Source organism: Neobacillus oceani (assembly GCF_046237595.1).
Classification (GTDB): Bacteria; Bacillota; Bacilli; order Bacillales; family Cytobacillaceae; genus Bacillus_D; species Bacillus_D oceani.
This window is the reverse complement of record NZ_CP143543.1, coordinates 1,106,357-1,124,856: the sequence shown is the minus strand read 5'-3', so window position 1 is coordinate 1,124,856 and position 18,500 is coordinate 1,106,357. Positions and strand designations below refer to the sequence as shown.

The 18,500-nt window shown below is 46.8% G+C and carries 25 protein-coding genes and 1 other annotated feature; of the genes, 8 read left to right on the top strand and 17 right to left on the bottom strand.

The genetic code is table 11. The annotated features are described in order from the left end of the window. Positions 1–35: 35 nt before the first annotated feature. Together V1499_RS05650 and V1499_RS05645 are read right to left on the bottom strand one after the other, a co-directional pair. Positions 36–734 carry a CpsD/CapB family tyrosine-protein kinase gene (locus V1499_RS05650; RefSeq protein WP_409274492.1) on the bottom strand — a complete coding sequence of 233 codons (699 nt, stop codon included), beginning with the start codon at positions 732–734 and terminating at the stop codon, positions 36–38. Then, complete coding sequence (locus tag V1499_RS05645) at positions 724–1,473, bottom strand: YveK family protein (RefSeq protein ID WP_409274490.1); 750 nt, start codon at positions 1,471–1,473, stop codon at positions 724–726. The genes V1499_RS05650 and V1499_RS05645 overlap by 11 nt, the downstream gene beginning before the upstream one ends. A gap of 797 nt (positions 1,474–2,270) precedes the next feature. Between V1499_RS05645 and V1499_RS05640 the strand changes: the two genes are divergently transcribed. Both V1499_RS05640 and V1499_RS05635 read left to right on the top strand, forming a co-directional pair. Then, positions 2,271–2,486, top strand: a complete 216-nt coding sequence (locus tag V1499_RS05640) for a hypothetical protein (RefSeq protein ID WP_409274489.1) — start codon at positions 2,271–2,273, stop codon at positions 2,484–2,486. Between the two features lie 183 nt (positions 2,487–2,669). Continuing rightward, a complete protein-coding gene (locus V1499_RS05635) occupies positions 2,670–2,960 on the top strand; it encodes a GNAT family N-acetyltransferase (protein WP_409274487.1) in 291 nt (96 codons plus the stop codon). 229 nt (positions 2,961–3,189) lie between these two features. On the opposite strand, the gene metG is transcribed toward V1499_RS05635, so the two are convergent. The 3 genes from metG to V1499_RS05620 form a co-directional block, all read right to left on the bottom strand. After that, positions 3,190–4,824, bottom strand: a complete 1,635-nt coding sequence (metG, locus tag V1499_RS05630; protein WP_409274485.1) for a methionine--tRNA ligase — start codon at positions 4,822–4,824, stop codon at positions 3,190–3,192. A gap of 55 nt (positions 4,825–4,879) precedes the next feature. Further along, positions 4,880–5,150: a binding site (T-box leader), on the bottom strand. A 77-nt stretch (positions 5,151–5,227) separates the two neighbouring features. Next, entirely contained in the window at positions 5,228–5,785 is a 558-nt protein-coding gene (locus tag V1499_RS05625) for a DUF6036 family nucleotidyltransferase (protein ID WP_409274483.1), read from the bottom strand. Continuing rightward, complete coding sequence (locus V1499_RS05620) at positions 5,772–6,005, bottom strand: hypothetical protein (protein WP_409274482.1); 234 nt, start codon at positions 6,003–6,005, stop codon at positions 5,772–5,774. The genes V1499_RS05625 and V1499_RS05620 overlap by 14 nt, the downstream gene beginning before the upstream one ends. 306 nt (positions 6,006–6,311) lie before the next feature. Between V1499_RS05620 and V1499_RS05615 the strand changes: the two genes are divergently transcribed. The 3 genes from V1499_RS05615 (at position 6,312) to V1499_RS05605 (ending at position 8,228) form a co-directional block, all read left to right on the top strand. Next, positions 6,312–7,040, top strand: coding sequence for an alpha/beta hydrolase (locus V1499_RS05615; protein WP_409274480.1), 729 nt, complete (start codon positions 6,312–6,314; stop codon positions 7,038–7,040). Positions 7,041–7,282: 242 nt separating this feature from the next. Then, a complete protein-coding gene (locus tag V1499_RS05610) occupies positions 7,283–7,801 on the top strand; it encodes a 2'-5' RNA ligase family protein (protein ID WP_409274478.1) in 519 nt (172 codons plus the stop codon). A gap of 4 nt (positions 7,802–7,805) precedes the next feature. After that, positions 7,806–8,228 carry a GNAT family N-acetyltransferase gene (locus V1499_RS05605; protein WP_316571692.1) on the top strand — a complete coding sequence of 141 codons (423 nt, stop codon included), beginning with the start codon at positions 7,806–7,808 and terminating at the stop codon, positions 8,226–8,228. A gap of 334 nt (positions 8,229–8,562) precedes the next feature. Here V1499_RS05605 and V1499_RS05600 read toward each other — a convergent pair whose 3' ends face one another. Next, positions 8,563–8,778: a hypothetical protein gene (locus V1499_RS05600; RefSeq protein WP_409274476.1), complete on the bottom strand. Its 216-nt coding sequence runs from the start codon at positions 8,776–8,778 to the stop codon at positions 8,563–8,565. A gap of 157 nt (positions 8,779–8,935) precedes the next feature. On the opposite strand from V1499_RS05600, the gene V1499_RS05595 reads away from it, so the two are divergent. Next, positions 8,936–11,197 carry a UvrD-helicase domain-containing protein gene (locus V1499_RS05595; protein WP_409274475.1) on the top strand — a complete coding sequence of 754 codons (2,262 nt, stop codon included), beginning with the start codon at positions 8,936–8,938 and terminating at the stop codon, positions 11,195–11,197. An 86-nt stretch (positions 11,198–11,283) separates the two neighbouring features. On the opposite strand, the gene V1499_RS05590 is transcribed toward V1499_RS05595, so the two are convergent. Next, entirely contained in the window at positions 11,284–11,814 is a 531-nt protein-coding gene (locus tag V1499_RS05590) for a GNAT family N-acetyltransferase (RefSeq protein ID WP_409274473.1), read from the bottom strand. Between the two features lie 65 nt (positions 11,815–11,879). On the opposite strand from V1499_RS05590, the gene V1499_RS05585 reads away from it, so the two are divergent. Further along, entirely contained in the window at positions 11,880–12,032 is a 153-nt protein-coding gene (locus tag V1499_RS05585) for a hypothetical protein (protein ID WP_409274471.1), read from the top strand. Positions 12,033–12,112: 80 nt separating this feature from the next. Here V1499_RS05585 and V1499_RS05580 read toward each other — a convergent pair whose 3' ends face one another. The 8 genes from V1499_RS05580 to V1499_RS05545 form a co-directional block, all read right to left on the bottom strand. Beyond that, positions 12,113–12,367, bottom strand: a complete 255-nt coding sequence (locus V1499_RS05580) for a stage VI sporulation protein F (RefSeq protein WP_409274469.1) — start codon at positions 12,365–12,367, stop codon at positions 12,113–12,115. A gap of 142 nt (positions 12,368–12,509) precedes the next feature. Further along, a complete protein-coding gene (locus V1499_RS05575) occupies positions 12,510–12,650 on the bottom strand; it encodes a YjcZ family sporulation protein (protein ID WP_409274468.1) in 141 nt (46 codons plus the stop codon). 104 nt (positions 12,651–12,754) lie between these two features. Continuing rightward, positions 12,755–13,111, bottom strand: a complete 357-nt coding sequence (gene spoVAE / locus V1499_RS05570; RefSeq protein ID WP_409274467.1) for a stage V sporulation protein AE — start codon at positions 13,109–13,111, stop codon at positions 12,755–12,757. Position 13,112: 1 nt separating this feature from the next. Then, positions 13,113–14,135 carry a stage V sporulation protein AD gene (gene spoVAD, locus V1499_RS05565; RefSeq protein ID WP_409274465.1) on the bottom strand — a complete coding sequence of 341 codons (1,023 nt, stop codon included), beginning with the start codon at positions 14,133–14,135 and terminating at the stop codon, positions 13,113–13,115. Further along, positions 14,135–14,608, bottom strand: coding sequence for a stage V sporulation protein AC (gene spoVAC / locus V1499_RS05560; protein WP_409276234.1), 474 nt, complete (start codon positions 14,606–14,608; stop codon positions 14,135–14,137). Before spoVAC ends, spoVAD begins: the two co-directional genes overlap by 1 nt. A 13-nt stretch (positions 14,609–14,621) precedes the next feature. Further along, positions 14,622–15,092 (bottom strand): YhcN/YlaJ family sporulation lipoprotein, encoded by a 471-nt coding sequence (locus tag V1499_RS05555; protein WP_409274464.1) that lies wholly within the window; start codon positions 15,090–15,092, stop codon positions 14,622–14,624. A gap of 183 nt (positions 15,093–15,275) precedes the next feature. After that, the gene (locus V1499_RS05550; protein WP_409274462.1) at positions 15,276–15,413 is read right to left on the bottom strand and encodes a hypothetical protein; all 138 of its coding nucleotides are present in this window, start codon (positions 15,411–15,413) and stop codon (positions 15,276–15,278) included. Positions 15,414–15,480: 67 nt separating this feature from the next. Then, a complete protein-coding gene (locus tag V1499_RS05545; RefSeq protein ID WP_409274461.1) occupies positions 15,481–15,825 on the bottom strand; it encodes a DUF1360 domain-containing protein in 345 nt (114 codons plus the stop codon). 142 nt (positions 15,826–15,967) lie between these two features. Here V1499_RS05545 and V1499_RS05540 point away from each other — a divergent pair, with 142 nt between their 5' ends. Continuing rightward, positions 15,968–16,489, top strand: a complete 522-nt coding sequence (locus tag V1499_RS05540; RefSeq protein WP_409274460.1) for a CotY/CotZ family spore coat protein — start codon at positions 15,968–15,970, stop codon at positions 16,487–16,489. Between the two features lie 240 nt (positions 16,490–16,729). On the opposite strand, the gene V1499_RS05535 is transcribed toward V1499_RS05540, so the two are convergent. Beyond that, complete coding sequence (locus V1499_RS05535; protein WP_409274458.1) at positions 16,730–17,542, bottom strand: hypothetical protein; 813 nt, start codon at positions 17,540–17,542, stop codon at positions 16,730–16,732. 164 nt (positions 17,543–17,706) lie between these two features. Continuing rightward, positions 17,707–18,477 (bottom strand): enoyl-ACP reductase FabI, encoded by a 771-nt coding sequence (fabI, locus tag V1499_RS05530; RefSeq protein ID WP_409274457.1) that lies wholly within the window; start codon positions 18,475–18,477, stop codon positions 17,707–17,709. Positions 18,478–18,500 lie beyond the last annotated feature (23 nt).

Below are 18,500 nucleotides of genomic sequence, written 5' to 3'. Positions count from 1 at the left end.
TACCATCCCTTCCTTTAACTAAAACAAACTACGGTTTACGTGCCGTAATAGTAAGAATAGCTGTCATTCTTTATTTTTTTCTGGTTAAGAACGACGCCAAGAATCCTCCCATTTGCGGCTACCAACAGGTCTTTTGCTTTGGTTGCCTGTTCATTCTCGGATTTCCCACTGTATAGGACCAGGAGAACACCGTCACAAAGGTTTGCCAGTATTTGGGCATCAGTGACCGCCAGTGTTGGCGGCGTATCAAAAATAATCACGTCAAACCGGTTTTTAGCTTCCTCCAGCATTTCCTTCATTGATTTTGAACCTAAAAGCTCAGCAGGATTCGGAGGAATTGGCCCGCTTGTTAAAACCGATAGAAAAGGGGTTTCTGTTGGCCGTATTGCCTGTTCCAACGATTTGCTTTTTGAAAGTACACTTGTAAGCCCATACTGATTCACTAAATCAAACGTGTAGTGTACCGTCGGTTTGCGGAGATCCGCATCGACAAGAAGCACCTTCTTTTCCTGTTGGGCCATAACGACCGCCAAATTCGCTGCCGTTGTCGATTTTCCTTCCCCTGGCCCGGCAGACGTCACCATAATTGCTTGAATATCTTCATCTACAGAGGAAAACTGAATGTTTGTTCGGATTGTCCGATATTGCTCGGAAACGATGGATTTCGGATCAAGTGATGCGATAAGTTTCCTTCGATTGGAAAAACCTTTATTCTTTCTGCTTTTAAGAACCAACTGTTTCACCCCTTGTTTCCAATGGCTTTACTGACTGTGGCGCATTCTTCGTCTGCAATTTTGCATCCTCAATCACAGGTATGATGCCAAGGACAGGAAGGCCAAGAACCCTCTCAACATCTTTTTCAGTCTTAATTGTGTTGTCAAAATACTCGATTATAAATGCCAAGCCTACCCCTGCAATCAAGCTGGCAACAAGTGCTACCATCATGTTCAAGAGAGGCCTTGGTTTAACCGGTGCCTGCCCTTCCGACACTTGTGCAGTGGCCAAAATGCTGACATTGTCGACATTCATAATCGCTGCGATTTCCTGCTGGAAAACCGCTGCTGTCGTATTTGCAATCTTTGCCGCCATGTCAGGATTCTCATCCTGCACAGAAATTGTTACAACTTGCGAATCTTTTTCGCTCGCCACACGGATTTTTTCATTCAACTCCTGAAAGGATAGATCCAAATCTAGCTCCCTTATGACCAAATCCAGAATCGCCGGACTTTTAATAATGACATTATATGTATTAATGAGCTGAAGATTGGTTTGAACATCCGCGGTACTATAAACCGCCTTCTCATCTTTTGCCTGGTTTACAAGGATTTGTGTAGAGGATTGATACACTGGTGTTAAAAAGGAGTAGCTTACAACCCCGGTTATCCCAACTGCCAAAATGGCAAGTGATAAAATAAGGACCAGATGTTTCTTTAACGTCTGTATCAATTCTCTCAAGCTGATTGTTTCTTCCATAATTCCTCCACTTATTCCGACATTTTGGTAAATGAAAAATTTGCTGAATTGTGGCGATTTTTGTCCACCTCTTAATTGAACCCCAGATTTTTATTCGTTAAAAGTGAATAAGGGATTATTTACTCCCCTGGTAGTATTCATCCCATTTCAGGTTCGGGGAGAAAGTAGGGGATAAACATTAAAAATTTGTTACTTTTTTTACACGGATAGTCATAAGTACCCGATTTGTTAAAATAAACAAGGAACTGCATGAATAAATATCTAGTTAAAGGAAAAGAAAAGGAAAATGTCCGAGAGTTTTATAATGGGGGTCAAAGGGAAAAATAGGTCTTTTATAGAGGGGTGTTTTGAATAAATAATCAAATGTAAAAAAGATATTAATAAATGTAGGAAGAAATACATTCAAAATAGGCTCCACCTAAAGTCCCGTTTCTGATTTTTTTAATATTCCATTTGGGTACTCAGCATGCTTGACAAAAATAAAAACAGGGGATATTTTCCCAAATATCCCAGTGAATATTTTCCATATGAATAAACGCATCGAATCCGGCAGCGAATTCAATGCGTTTCTTTGTTATATATACCTAGGCGATTCTTTTTTCGTAAAAAATGGCGTTCGACACGAACCTGAGCGGGTAATCGGTATGGCCCCGGAAACCGGCTTCGAGCAGCAGAATTTACCATCACCTTCCGAATCCAAGACAAAGTTTTTTATAAAAAATCCTTAATTTCCAGGCAAAAACGATGAATAAAGAACGGATGTTCGTATATAATAGGAATAGAAAGAAGGTGTTGAGATGAATGGAATGCTTCTCCGTTCAATGGAAGAAAACATGCCTCTTGAAATCATTTATTTGTCAAAGAAAAACGAGCTTTCCCAACGCAAAATGATTATTCGCGGCGTAAAGGGAAACGATGTCTATGCGTTTTGCCTGCTCAGGAATAAAATGCGCACATTCAAGCTGGAAAACATCCTCTCGGCAAGGCCATACAAGCCAAGGCGTGTAAGTTAATATATATTCAAGAAGAGCCATTTCCCATGAATGGTTCTTTTTTTCTTTTTCCAGGCCCTCCCAAGGAAACATTTTTTACTACCTATAATACACATGAATAATCAATTTTTTCACCTCATCGATTATTCTTTTCTTTTTGGGGAAAATGATGGAGGATGAAAGATTTCGATAGGAGCTGGTTAGATGGCAGAAATCAAACATGGAAACAATGAGTTTTACATTGAGGAGAACGGTAAAGTAATCGGGCGGATTCAGTATGTTCCAGGCGGCGCCGGGAAGGATGGCAAAGAAATCATTACCGTCACCCACACGCTGGTCGATGAAGATCAGAATGGGCGCGGACTAGGAAAAAAACTTGTCTACCGCATTGGGGATTTTGCCAAGGAAGAGCAGAAACTAATCATCCCGGCCTGTTCTTTTGCAAAAAAAGTGCTCGAACGGAAGGAAGAGTATCGGGACGTTCTCGCAGAATAGGAAAGGTGGCTGCATTGTTCAGCCACCTCATTTTTGATTGTTTCAGTATTATACTGCAAGCACTTTGCTATCGATTCCATGAGATTCTTACGGTTTTATCCTGAGATTCTTCTTGTTTATCCTCATGTTTTCCCGGTTTATCCTGAAGTTCCCGGTTTCTCTTGGAAATATGCCTGCTCTATCCGCAAATTCGCCACCCCACCGAATAAATTTCGCAACTCAAATCTACCTACATCCCGCTTCTTCTTAACTTCTCAACTTCTTCCTCAATCTTCCCCAAGTCAATTCGTTCAAAAAGAGGCTCGACCTCCCTTATCCCCCCGGAAAAAGCCAAAACTGGCTCCCAGGAACCCTCATCAACGCCAAGCATAGCGTTCAGCTTCCCGCTTGAATACGGAAGGAACGGCGCAAGGAGCCTCGCCAGATTCGTAAGGACAACAACACAGTTAAACAGCGTCCGTTCGCATTCATCCTTGTCTTCCACAACCTGCTTCCACGGCTTTTGATCATCGAAATATTTATTTGCGAACCTTATAAGCTCGAAAACTTCCTCCAAAGGCTTTTTAAAATGGCCTTCTTCAATTAGCCGCCCCGCCGACTTGTAAACTCGAGTAACCTCCTGGGCGACTTCAGGATCCAGTTCCGCCTCCGGAACTTCACCGCCATAATATTTTTCAATAAACTTTAATGTCCTGTTCACCAAATTCCCGTATCCTCCCAGCAGTTCGGAATTGTGGCTGTAAATGAACTCCCGCCAAGAGAAATCGGTATCCCGGCTTTCTGGAGCGTTGATGGTGAGAAAATAACGGATTGAATCGGGATCATAATCCTTTGTAATATCCGGCAGCCAGACGGCCCAGTTGCGGCTCGTGGAAATCTTTTTCTTTTCAAGAGTAAGATATTCATTCGAAACAATATGGGATGGCAAAGCGGGAATTCCCGCACCCATCAGGAGGGCAGGCCAGATTAGGCTATGGAACGGAATATTGTCTTTTCCATGTACATAATACGCCTTCACCTTGTCACTCCAATACCCCGAATCATCGGCGCCAGTCTGCTCCGCCCACGATTTCCCCGCTGAGTAATAGCCAAACACAGCTTCAATCCAGACATATATTTTCTTCTCTTCATACCCCTTTACAGGAATGCTGATGCCCCTGTCCATATCCCTTGATACCGCCCTGTCCTGCAGTCCCTCTCGCAAATAACGCTCGCTTAACTGAATGGCATTTTCCCGCCAGGCTGACGAATTTTTCGCCTCACCCACATATTCGCCGATTCGCTCTTGGAAATTACCAAGGGAAAAATAAAAATGTTCGGTGCTCCTGACAGTTGGCGGGGTGCCGCAAAGCTTGCATTTCCTTTCCAACAAATCGAGCGGGTCGAGAATCGCTGAGCAATGGTCGCACTGATCTCCGCGCGAGTGCTGCCCACAATGAGGGCAGTTCCCTTCAACATAGCGATCTGGCAGAAACTGCACGCATGTTTCGCAGTACGTTTGCTCGATTTCTTTTTTATAAATATGTCCGTTCCCCAAAAGCGTCAGGAAAAGCTGCTGGACGGTTTCGTGGTGGTGCCGGGAGTCCGTCCGGGTGTAGCAATCGTAGGAAAAGCCAAGTTTCCTAAACGTATCCTCAAACTCTTTGTGATAGCGGTCCGCTACTTCATCGGGTGAGATCCCCTCCTGTTTCGCCCTTATCGCAATCGGCGTCCCGTTGCAGTCGCTGCCGGAAACATAGAGCACCCTTTCCCCTTTTTGCCGGTAATACCTAGCCAATATGTCACCTGGAAGCAGGCTTGCGATGTGGCCAAGATGTAGTGATCCATTCGCATACGGCCATGCCCCTCCAATAAAAACTGCCATTCCAATCTCCTCCTTTTTAAAAAAACAAAAAAGCCCCGCCCTCATCTAAAAACTAGATAAGGACGAGGCTATTGTCTCGTGGTTCCACCTTCATTCACCAGCCGCTCGCACAGCCAGTCTCTGCAAGTACGGAGCAGCCAGACTGCTCTTATACTGTGGCTTTGGTAACGAGGGCCCGCACTCGCCGCAGCCTACTCGCACGATTCCGCGCTTTCAGTACGGGGCTCAGAGGCCATTTTTCAAATGAGTATTTTTGCTTCTTTTCAGCACCCGAAGCTCTCTGTGAAAAATAACTTCATTCTACTTTTCCTCTTCAACGCCTGTATTCAATTAGGTTGGATTTATTATAATCAGGATGGCAATTTAATGCAACAGCCAAAATCCGTGGTTTGAAAAATGTTTATTAAAGTTTCCATTCCAATAAAAGATCATTAGTCTGGTCGCGTTTCGCGCATTGAATCAAATAATCTTTGTCGACTGTTTCGCTATGGATGAGGTAAAGCCTCTTTGCCCATTCACAATCCGATGTTGATTTCCAGTGCTTGCAAGCTCTTAGGCGGTCTAGGATAATATCCTCTATCCCTATTACATACACGAAGTCCCCATTGGGAAGATTCATTTTAATGACTTTATCCTCATCGGAATCCTCAAGCATATCTCCCGGGACTTCAATGCTGACATGAAGCTCTTCGTGAAAAAAATGCCTGCCATATTGCTTGAAACCTAATTTGGAGAGGACGTCTTTCGCAAGTGTCCACTGGCTGAAGACGATATCAATATCGACTGTTGTATAGTCGCTATGAGTATAGATTTCAACTGCAAGTCCCCCAACAATTATCGGTTTAAGGTTTTGCTCCTGAAAAATCTTAGTCAATATCGCAACCACACCGACCATCTTTTCAAACTGCGTTTTATTCGCTAACTGTTTCAGGTCAAGTTTTCCCTTTTCAACTTGGGTCATAGTACCATTCCCTCTTCCCCAGGTACTTTATTTTCCCCTCTTTGACATATCGTTTCCATTTCTCGACGCTCAATCGATCAAGTACTTCAGCTTCATGCGGATCCCGGGGCCGCTTCCGGAAAAGCCGGTCTTCATTCTTCCCTAGTAAAAGTTCCCTTTCCACAGCCGGCTTCCGTTCTGCTATTTTTTCCGTCAGTTTGATAAAATCAATCTCTCTCATCGAAACCCCCTCCATGTCCTATTAATAGTATATCCATTTTACCAGAAAAAGAGACTTTGCAGCTGTTTTAGTGGAAAGCCTGCTATCTCTTTGCAAGCACTGAACTATCGACCCCCTGAAGTTTTGCCCTCTGGAATTCTTCCTGTACTTCCGGAAATCTCCCCTTGCCCTGCCAATCCCCCCAACTGTCCACAATTTTGACATTATCTTTCGATGAACAGCTACTCCCTTTCCTTTCCGAAAAGCTTTTCCGTACCTATTATGGTAAAATTTTTTTGACAATCTAAACGAGCCGGAGGAAATGCAATGGAATACCAGCGTGGAACTGTCCAGGAAGTTCAATTTGAAAGCGTTGCCTTGGGCGAGACGGTCGAATTATTGATCCATCTGCCCGCAACTTTTTCGCCTCTTTATAAATATTCGATCCTGATCGCACAGGATGGACAGGATTATTTCAGGCTTGGCCGAATCGGGACGCTTGCCGATGAACTTTTAACAAAAAAGGAGATTGAGAATCTGATCATTGTCGGTATCCCATATAAGGACACGGACGACCGGCGCAGTAAGTATCATCCTGATGGTGATAAGCATGATGCGTACCTCCGCTTCCTTGCCCACGAACTCGTTCCGTGGCTTGACAGGGAATACCCGACATACCAAATGGGTTCGACCCGCGCGCTTGCCGGAGATTCTCTAGCCGGAACAGTTGCGCTGCATGCGGCGCTCCTTTATCCGAACACATTCGGAAAAGTGCTGGCCCAATCGCCTTATGTGAATGATGCCATTTTGGATGCCGTAAAAAAATACAGCGGGAATCCGCCCCTCCATATTTACCATTCGGTCGGGAACAAGGAAGATGAGGCTGAACTGGTTAATGGGAAAATAGCGGATTTCCTCTCGCCAAACAGGGAACTGAACTCTCTTTTCTCAAAAAAACCGATCAGCTGCCAGTACCGGGAATTCGAAGGCGGCCATGCTTGGACCTATTGGCAGCCGGACCTCCGGGCAGCCATTAAGGAGTTATTTTTTAGATAACTGTCTGGAGGCTCGGCAAGGCATCCGACTTTAAATTCTTTTTTCAATAAAGCTTTTTTCTCATTACAAAATTATTTACAGTGCTTATATCACTTTATTCGACAGACTTTTTATCTATATTTTTCAATCTGCCTTGCCAACAATATATTTTCGGAAACAAATTTGCTATAATATTTTGAAGGACAAAAACCATCTGCTGTATAATAACATACAGCAAATTTGGACTCTTGGAGGTAGGTCGTATGAGATTCGGAGTTGCGCTTTTCCCAACAAAACAGCTTCAGGACTGGGTGAATTCTTACCGAAAACGGTATGATCCCCATTATGCCCTGATAGCGCCGCACCTTACGCTGGTTAATGCATTTGAATCATCCGAAGAAGAAGCTGAAACACTAGCAAAGAAGCTTCGTGATGCATCAGAAAAACATGAACCTTTCAGTTTAAGAACATCCAAGATTAGCTCCTTTCATCCTGTAAACAATGTCATCTATTTGAAGGTCGAGCCAAGCGAGGAAATCATTGCCCTTCATAAAGAGTTGAATGACATTGTAAACAGCCCTGATCAAGCATACAAATTTGTCCCGCATATTACGATTGGCCAAAAACTGTCCGATGATGAACATTTCGATGTTTACGGGACACTCAAAATGCAAGGGATTGACCACGAAGAAGAAATCGACCGCTTCCACCTCCTCTATCAGCTTGAGAGCGGGCAGTGGACGGTTTATGAAACATTCCGTCTTGGGAAGGAAGCAGAGTAATTTTATGGATGTTGTTTTAGCCACAACCGAGAGAGAAAAACAGGATGCCTTTTCAGTAAGAATGACGGTATTTGTTATTGAGCAGCAAGTGCCCGAAGAAGAAGAGATAGATCAATACGAAGATGATTGCGCCCACTTTGTCCTTTACAACGGGACTGAGCCGCAGGGCGCGGGCCGCTTCCGCTTTGTCGATGGGTACGGGAAAGTGGAACGGATCTGCGTCCTGAAGGAAGCCCGCGGTACGGGCGCCGGCAAAGCCATCATGAACAAAATCGAGGAATACGCGAAGGAGCAGGGAGCACAGAAGCTTAAACTGAATGCCCAGGTCCATGCGATTCCCTTCTACGAAGGACTGGGTTACGAAGTTGTTTCCGATGAATTCCTTGACGCGGGAATTCCGCATAAAACGATGGTGAAATCCATATAGAAACAAAATGCGCAAGAGCCTTCGCGACAAGCAAAAATCGCTTGTCCCTGCGATGATTATTCTAAGGAGCTTTCCTTAGTGGTCAGCCCCGACCAGCATAAGACGGGGCCCGCAGGACGGGCCTGCCCTCCGGAGGGAACCGGCTTAGACCAGAGAGGGGCTAGGCGCTCCTCGGAAAAGAAAAACACTTTTCCTTCGTGCGATGCTATGCTGCCGTAGCTTTCCTTGTGGAGCTGGATTACAATAACTTATTTCGAGTTATTCACAAGGTTCTATTGTATAATTTCCTAGATAAGCTGAAAAGCTCTTGCCTGACTACGTGGCAAGAGCTTTTTTATAGGTAAAAGTCACCTGTTCTATCCTCGGCACCGAAATCCTGGTTCACCGCCGAATACAATAGCCCGGCAGAGACGGATGAAGCTATGAACATAAATCCTAAAAGGGATCCCAATCGGTAATACTCAAGCAAAATACATGTGATTGCCGTCCCCATTAGCAGCACCAGGCTGTATACGACGGTCTTCTTCATTGCCACGCCTCGTTTCATCATGATCTGGATCGACACTCCTTTACCCGATACTCGAACGGCTCAAACCATCAAGCCTCAGCCGCCTGTGCAAAAAACGGGACAATCGAAACTTCCGGGAACGCTAAATGTCTGTTATCATAGAGTTCGTGTTATGACTGTTAGATATGGGGATAGTAGAATGAAATCAGCAATTTTTAAAAACGGAACGATTCATTTACATACATTAAGCCGCGAGCGTTATCAAAAGATCTATTTGTCTGGCCGGAATGGGGAACTTTCATGTCCTGCGTGCCTTGAGCCCGTCCGGCTTTACTTGGGGATTGAACAAGAGCCGCATTTTTTCCATCTTTATGATTCTGAAAAAAAATGCCCTGATGCGACCAATGCCATCCGGGAAACACGTGAAATCGGAGGATTCCGGGTACCGACCTCAAAACCGGTGGGCGAATCCTTCCAGGCTGCGCAGGAGCTTGCCATCCGCGGAGGAGCAGCCACCGCGGTCCTTCCGGTACCTGAAGACCCGCACGATTATTTAAAATTGCTTGAGTCGGAAGGCTTTACGCTCGATGGCAACCAAGCTGCGGCCGTGACTGAAACGGAAGGGCCGATCCTTGTCCTTGCCGGTGCCGGGAGCGGGAAAACCCGGGTGCTAACGGCAAGGACCGCCTACATGCTGGATGTACGCGGCATCGCCCCTTCTGAAATCATGCTTGTCACGTTTACAACGAAAGCCGCACAGGAAATGAAGTCACGCCTCCTCCGTTATCCAAACATGAAAAGCGAGCTTCTCTCAAAGCTTGTGTCCGGGACATTCCACAGCATCTTCTATCGAATCCTGATGCATGCGGACCGCGACAGGTGGAATGGGGACAGGCTGCTGAAAAAGGAATGGCAGCGGGAGCGGATCATCAAGGATGCGGCCAGGGAGCTAGGATTGTCCGAAAAGGAGTTCCCGTTTGACCTTGCCCTGCAGCAAATCGGTTATTGGAAAAATTCACTCCTGTCACCCGCGGAAGTCAAGGCGGACTCCGAATGGGAGGAAACCGCGCTCCTTCTCTATGAGCGCTATGAAGTCTATAAACAGCGACAGGGCCTGTTTGATTTCGACGATATGCTGACCGGCTGCCACGAATTGTTCCAAACTTCACCGGACATTCTTGAAATGTACCAGGACCGGTTCCGTTATTTCCTTATTGATGAGTTCCAGGATATTAACAAGGTCCAATATGAATTGATTAAAATGCTTTCGGCAAAAACAAAAAATGTTTGCGCCGTCGGCGATGACGACCAGACGATTTATTCATTCCGAGGCAGCTCGCCCGAGTTCCTTCTTAATTTTGAGCATGATTTTCCAGGTGCGAGGCTTGTTTTATTAAGCCAGAATTACCGATCAACAAACGAAATCGTCGCCGCGGCGAACCGAATTATTTCTTATAACAAAAAAAGGCGCAGGAAGGAAATGGCCGCGCAATCAACAGCGGGCATTCCCCCAGTAGTATTTTTCCCGTATGACGAAGAGGAAGAGGCGACGATGGTGGTGACCGACATCCAGGAAAAGATTGCGGCTGGCGCCGATCCCGGCGATTTCGCAATCCTTTACCGGACTCATGCCGGCTCACGGGCGATTTTCGAACGGCTCGCCACGTCGAATCTCCCCTTCCGAATCGAACAGGATGCCGAATCATTTTATGAACGCCGGACGGTGAAAACGGTCCTCGGATTCCTGAAGCTTGCTGTTGATGAGGATGACATCCTGGCAGTCGCCTCCATCCTTCCGGCATTGTTTTTAAAACAGGAAGTCCTTTCGGATATAAAAGCGGCGACCATCCTTGACGACTGCACCGCCCTCGAGGCGCTCGGAAAAGTCAAAACGGCCCATGCCTTCCAGCAGAAAAAACTAAAATCGGCTGTATCTGCGTTAAAAACGATGCGGGGCCTTGCACCAAATGCCGCGATTGAGAAAATTGAAAAAGAACTTGGATTCCTTGATTATTTAAAAAAACGCGGAAGCGAAGGGAACAAGCTCGAAAAAGGCTCCGATGATGTAAAAGATTTGAAGGTCGCCTCGAAACCGTTCGATGCCATTCCCGCTTTGCTGGAACATGCGTCGCATATGGCCGCGATGAACAGGGAAATCAAGAATCTCGGCAAACATTTCACGAGCGCCATTACCCTTAGTACGATCCACCGCGCAAAAGGGCTTGAATACAAAACCGTTTATATCCTCGGGGCCGTAGATGGCAGCCTGCCGCATGATTATGCGCTTGAAAGCCTCCGGAACGGGGATTCAGCCCCGCTTGAGGAGGAACGCAGGCTCTTTTATGTCGCCATCACTAGGGCGATGGAACGGCTGTACATTTCCGTCCCGTCGATGCGCCGCAACCGAGCGGCCAACCCGACGAGGTTCCTCACTCCTGTAAGGAAGGATTTAAAGCGATAAAGGATGCTTGGATTCTTTTTTCGCCAAAAACAAACAGGGCACTGCTGCCGAAAATGGCAGAGTGCCCTGTTTTCTGTTTGCCTTCCTTAACGGACATCGACCCTCCATATCATATGGTCAAACCCTTCACCCCAATAATCCTTTAACACATAATGGGGTACGCCGAATTTCTTTTTCCAGATTTTCTGGGCATTTCGATACCCGCTGTCTAGGCAGCATTCCTCAATCCCCTTATCCCTAAGCACCCCAACTATCGATGCAAACAGCAAATTGCCAATCCCTTTTTGCTGGAATTCGGGATGGACGAATACGGTCCCAACCTCCAGAAGGCCGCTTAACTCGCCATCCGTACATTCCCGGATGAGGCTGCTTGCGGGGCCAAATTCAATTGAGCCCACGATCCTTTCACCAGTGACCGCCACTAAAAAGTACCTGTCGCGGCCATTGGTGGCAAGGTCCGTTGCCAGGTAATACTCTTTCGTTTTTATCTCTTCCTCCAAGTCGTCCACCTGATCGCCAATGCCTTCTTTTCTGTATGTATCTACTATGACAGTCCGAAAAAAGCGGTGCAGTTCAATGGTATCGCCACCAGTTGGCCGCCTAATTTCAATATCCATCCCTACTCTCCCTTCATTGAATATTCGTTTCCTTTACTGTCAATGATATAGAAGAGGTGAGAGTGATGGAAGAAAAAACATATAACGCCGCAGATTTGTCCGAGCAATTGGTCCATGAAATTAAATCCTTCGAAAAATCCCTGAGCGGACAGGCGAACAAGAATCTTGTCGTCATTGCCTATGAAGAGGAAGAGCACACTAAAGGCGGGACATACTAGCATCTTAAAAAGGCAGTACTTTAGTTCCATCCCTTATCAAAACAAAAGTCCGGCCACATATTGAAACGGCCGGACCTTTGTTATTTTTTGTTCAGCATATTCGCGATTGTGTTAAAATCAAGCGATTTGCCATCGTTGATGATGGATTGGACAATTTTGTCCTCGACGTCCTTCGTCACTGGCTTGCGCGCTATATGGGACACCCGCTGGATGACGCCCCGTACGGTCTTTTCATCTTTAAAATTCGCGTTTTGCAAAGATGCGGCAAGGTCAAAGATATCCTTCATATTGACCCCGGTCTTTTTTTCAATGTTTTTGAAAAAGCCGTTATCCATTTCTGTCGTCACGCTCCTTCATAGGCTACTTTATAGTATGAAGGCAGCGCGATTATGTGAAAGGAAAGTGTTCCCTATTAAAAAAGAATCTTGATGGTTAATAAAAGCCCGGCTGGATGTCCAGCAGGGCTTTATTCCTGTATTAGTAGAAGCTTGCGCCTACGATAATCAACAGGATGAACAACACCACAATCAAGACAAATGTGGAACCATAACCATAGCCGCCGCCGTAGCCATAACCGCCGCCATAGCCGTATCCGCAGCCACCGAATCCCCAGCCCATAGATAGTCACCTCACTTTTCTACTTTCACTACTACAGTATGTGAAGCGTAGACAAAGTGTATAGGCCTCATCCCATCCGCTTTAAGATTCCTATTCGAAAAATTTTATCCTTTCGGCCTGAAAACGAGCGCCCCGATAAAACCGAAAATGATTGCCGCTGAAATACCTGAGCTAGTTACTTCGAACATCCCGGTCAAAACGCCGACAAGCCCGTGCTGGTCGGCTTCCTGGAGCGCTCCGTGGACGAGTGAGTTCCCGAAGCTGGTGATTGGGACGGTAGCCCCAGCCCCGGCGAAATCCATGAATGGTTCATAGAGGCCAAAGCCATCGAGAACCGCCCCTATGACGACCATCAGGCTCAGCATATGGCCCGGGGTCAGTTTGCCGATATCAAGGAGGAGCTGGCCTATCACGCATATTAGCCCGCCAGTGACAAACGCCCAAAAAAACATTGCCAGCATCTTATTGCCTCCCGTCCATTTCAATTGAAACCGCGTGGGCGATACAAGGTATGCTTTCCCCCTGCTGGTACGTAAGCGGGGAAAGGAGCGCCCCAGTTGCTACTGCAAGGATGCGCTTGTAGGTCCCTTTTTTCATTTCTTTCAGCAAATGCCCATAAAGGACGATGGCGGAACAGCCTGCCCCGCTTGCGCCCGCCTGGACGGGCTGGTTTTCTTTGAAAAGCATCATTCCGCAATCACGGAACTGGTCTTGCCGGATTTTCAGCCCCTTATTGGCAAGAAGTTCATAGGCGGCGCTGCTGCCAACTTTCGCAAGGTCACCTGTTACAATTAAATCGTAATATGATGGGTCCCTGCCGGTATCGCTGAAATGGGCCGCAATCGTGTCCGCCGCTGCAGGCGCCATGGCCCCACCCATATTGAACGGATCAGTAAGCCCCATGTCGATTACCTTTCCAATTGTCGCTGACGTTATATACGGCAGCGTGCCGGAACCATTGTTTTTTTGCAGTAGGGCCACGCCTGCGCCTGTCGCGGTCCATTGTGCCGTCGGCGGCTTCTGCCCGCCGTACTCCGTCGGATACCTGAATTGCTTTTCAACAGCGGCATTGTGGCTAGACGCACCGGTAAGGATGTAGCGAGCGCCCCCGTAATTCAGGATAAAGGCCGACAGAGCCAACCCTTCCATTGACGTTGAACAGGCGCCGAACAAACCAAAATAGGGAATTTCCGCCTTTCTGGCCGCGAAGCTTGTTGGGGTAATCTGGTTGATCAAGTCGCCCGCCAGAAAAAATTGAATTTCCTTACTGGTTACGCCCCCCTTCTTCATGGCCGTTTCGACCGCTTTATCGATGAGGAGGCTGTGCGCCTTTTCGTATGTGTCCTCTCCCATCCACAGATCATCGTGGAGGACATCAAAATCTTCCGCAAGATTGCCGGCCGCCTCGAATGGGCCGCCGGTTACGCCGGTCGACAGTATTTCCGGCCGGCTGTCGAATATCCACGTCTGGCCGCCCTTAAGCATTAAATGACCCCCCACATAATGAGCAATGTTTTAATAAGGGCAACGACAAAGGCGGAAAACACCCCAAAAAGAATAACCGAACCGGCTACCTTGAACATATTCCCGCCAACTCCAAGAACGAACCCCTCCGTCCTGTGCTCGATTGCGGCCGATATAACGGCGTTACCGAAACCAGTAACAGGAACCCCGCTTCCGGCGCCCGCGTATTGCCCAAGATGATCGTAAATCCCAAAGCCGGTCAGCAGCATTGAGAAAAACACCATCGTCGCGACGGTCGGATTCCCCGCTGTCTGCTCGGTAAAATTAAAAAAATAAATGTAAAAGTAGCTGACCGCCTGCCCCACTAGGCAGATTGCGCCGCCTACCCAAAAGGCCCTCAGGCAGTTTTTTGCCACAGGCCGCTTCAATTCATGCTTTTTTTGAAGTTGTCCATACTTTTCCTGTTCGGCAGTTTTTTGATTTGAGCCGCCCATCATCCATGCCTCCTTAAGTTTTCTCCTGCTGTAATTTAATTATTTGCTGAAGGCGGTCCTCCGCTTCTTTGCCGGACATTTTTCCTCGCTTTACCTCATCCTTTAGCCTTGAGGCTTCGAGGAATATTTTATAATCGCTTGAAACGGTGAAATTGGCATCCGGGTATTTTTTCTCCAGCTTTTTTGTCAGCTTTTTCTCAATCGCCTTCATCCTGAAACGGTACATGTGCTTAACCTTGTAGGCGACCAGGATATCCTTTTTCCCTTTTATGACGGCAACATCATAAAGTTCGGGCATGGAGGCGACTTCCTTTTTGACGTCCTTCTCCGATGTCTTGGTGTTGCTGTCCAAGGTACGTATAGGCTCGGGATTGGTTGTTTTCATAAGGGCAAGCCTCGTGCTGGTTGTGTCATCCCTGCCCTGACAGGCTGTACCAGTGAGCATAGCGAAAACTGCTGTTGTGACTACTAACATTTTTTTCATAATCCAACCCTTCCTGCCTGAATCCATTTGATTTTTATTTTTCGCAGGGTTGGTGATTTTATGCCTACCGTGTTGAAATTCTATCCGCTATGCGGTGTGTATTGGCTTGTGGCGCCGGTTTATCGCATGGGCCCATTTTTCCAAAAAAACAAAAAAGCTGTCCCCGGAAGGCAGCTTTCATTCTTAATTCGCGCGTTTTTTGTTCCCGCCGCAGCCGCAACCTTTTTTCTTCTTGGGGGCTTCGGGCTTATCGTCCGGCTGGGCTTTGGTGATTTGTTCGGGCCTGGCTGTGTATACGGGGCGTTTCTGTTTCTTCTCCATTTCCATGCTCCTTTCTTAGAAGTTCCCTGCCCTATAATATATGGCGCCAAGGAGGAGCATGTTCACTTCAGTCGCCTAGGAGCCGCCCGATTATTGTTTCGAGGATGCTAGCGATGGCGGCTACAGCGAAGATGAGGATAACCGGGATTCCGATTTTCGGAAAATAAAAGTATGCGCCAATGAGTCCCGCGCTTACCCAGACGCCTGTGCACCAGTAGCAGCTGATCAGTTCGCCGATCCATTTCCGGAGCCCTTTTCCTTTTGGAGTGATATAAATTTCCCCGTCTTCGATTATTTCATCAAGGAAAGGTGAGCGAAAAAATTCGGCAATTTTATCATAAACGATTACACGGGTCAGCCTGAAAGAAGCGAGGCCGATAAGAGCCAAAAGCCCGATTGGGAAGTTTTCCATTTGCGCCACTCCTGTCTTTTGATAAAAGAAGGCTCGTATCCCTGATGAAAATAACTAAAAATGGGCGTTTACCCATCCCACCTTCTCTTTCCAAACATAGTCTGATAGTGCAAATACTATTTACCTAAAAGGAGGAGAATCCATGAGTTGTGGTTCAGATTTCTTCACGAGCAATTGCGTCTGTGATACGTTGCTCGCAATCGTGGAAGCCCAGGATAAAATAAACCCGACTACTGAAGAGTGCGAATTCGGCTGCAGCAGGGCTATTCAAGAGCTTGTCGGCGGCATAAACCCAATAGGCCCTGACACTATCCCTGTCATCCTAATCTGCAAGAGCACATGTGCACCTTTCCAGGCAACCGGAGTTAGGAGAGATACCCAATCTCCGCAAACACCTTTTGAAGTCGTCTGCGGCTGCGTTTTCAAGGTTATTGATGTAGATCCAGAAACTTGCTGCGCAACCCTTGAAATTTTGGGCATCCGAAGAGGTGAAGGGCCAAATGCAGATTTCACTCTTTGTGAAGGACCAAACCAAAATAGCGGCTTTGGCTGTGTAGAAAATCTTAATAATGCAAGAGCCCTCGTTCGCTCCGGCGTCTGCATAACCGTTGACCTCAACTGCTTCTGCGGCGTTTCCTGCATCTTCCCACAAACCTTGCTCTGATGAACTGTCAGACTGTTTCATTAAACCTGAAACAGTCTTTTTTAATGATTTTTTATAGTGGCGAATAAACTACTTCATGATTTCGCGATCACCTTTTGTGTTTCGCTTCAGTGCCTCGTTCCATACATATGCATTTAGGCGGTATTTTTTCCTAAAGAATTGTTTTCTGCCCTGGGAAGCGGGCGCTCGCATGAAAGCAAAAGGAGATTTCTGTCGCCAGAAAGCCCCTTTACAGCATCTTTATTGAATTTTCATTTCCGAAATATCGTCGATTTTGATGAATTTTAGTTCGTTGCCGATTTTGACCCGGATTTTGTCCCCCCGTTTGCTCTCAATTTGGAAAGTGAGTGGTTCACCGTTCACGACCGCGTTGACTAAAGGAGGTTCGAGGAATTTCGGGTAACGGGCAAGCGTTGTCACCATGCGCCGTATTTTCTTGGTATATTCATTTGGTTCTTGCCGTTCAGCGGGTCCTTCAGGTGAATCTTCGGGTTTGCCGAAAGCCGTTGATACTGGTTCGGCCCGTTGGATCTCCCTATCCTTCATTTGCTGTAGAAAGTATTGGACAAGCGCCGACTGCTTTTCGGATTTCCGTTGATTGGCAGCTTGCTCATGTGTTTCGGCATCCGATACAGGCCGCATTTCTCCAGGATCATCCTCATTTGTAGTTGGAACGGCATTCGCTTCCAATGCTGCTGGTGAAGCCGAATCTGAATCGGTTAGTGTTTCATTTATGATGCCGACTGCCTTAAGTGTTCCCGTATCTTCGGCAAGGATTTCCCCAACCGCTTCAGGTGCTCCCGTTTCTTTAAAATGGCTATCGCCAATTGGCTCGGTTCCAATAGTGGCATCCCCGGAAGGATCCAAACGGTTTTCCACGGGATTTTCTATCGTTTCCACTTCGTTTTCATCCATTAATTCACTGAAGGTCTGGGCTTTGGGTACCTCCTTTTTCTTTCTCCAAATAAAATACTCCTGCATGATCGGACCTTTGCTCACTTCCGGTTGAGTGATATAGAGCGTTGGTTTTGGGGCATTTCTTTGTTTATCCATCCTCATCCCTCATTTCATTTTTTAAGCAATCTCTACTTATTATTAATATGCATGTTTGGGAGAAGTGGTTAAGCAAGACCATGTATACTCAGGCCCAGTCTGGCTGCCGGGAAATTTGGCAAAACAAAATCCCGCCTTCCTCGGAAAGCGGGATAAACGTTTTATTAAAGAATGTGGTATCCGGAGTCAACGTGGATGTTTTCTCCAGTGATACCGCGGGACATGTCGCTGAACAGGAATACGGCGGTATCGCCGACTTCCTCAGGCGTTGTCGCACGGCGAAGCGGAGCCTTTTCCTCGATAACCTTAAGAATCGAGTTGAAATCGCTGACGCCTTTTGCGGAAAGCGTGCGGATTGGTCCGGCAGAGATTGAATTGACTCGGATATTATCCTTTCCAAGGTCAGCTGCGAGGTAACGGACGCTCGCGTCAAGGGAAGCTTTTGCAACGCCCATTACGTTGTAGTTAGGGATTGCGCGCTCGCCGCCAAGATAAGTCATGGTTACGATGCTTCCTCCTTCAGTCATCAAGCCGCGTGCTTCTTTTGCGACCGCGGTCAGTGAATAAGAGGAGATGTTGTGTGCAAGCAGGAAGCCTTCGCGGGTAGTGTTCATGTATTCGCCGCTCAGCTCTTCCTTGTTGGCAAACGCGATGCAGTGGGCGACACCGTGGATTGTGCCAGCTTCTTCCTTGATTTTTGAGAAGCACTCTTTAATCTCTTCATCGGATGAAATATCGCACGGAAGAACGATGGTGTCTTCCGCTTCAAGGGATGCCGCCAGTTCACGGACCGAATCTCCCAAGCGTTCACCAGCGTATGTAAAAATAAGGCGCGCGCCAGCAGTATGGAGCGACCTTGCAATGCCCCAGGCAATGCTCCGTTTATTCGCAACTCCCATTACAACATATGTTTTACCTTTTAAAGAAAAACTCATTCGTGAGATCCCCCTGTTTAATA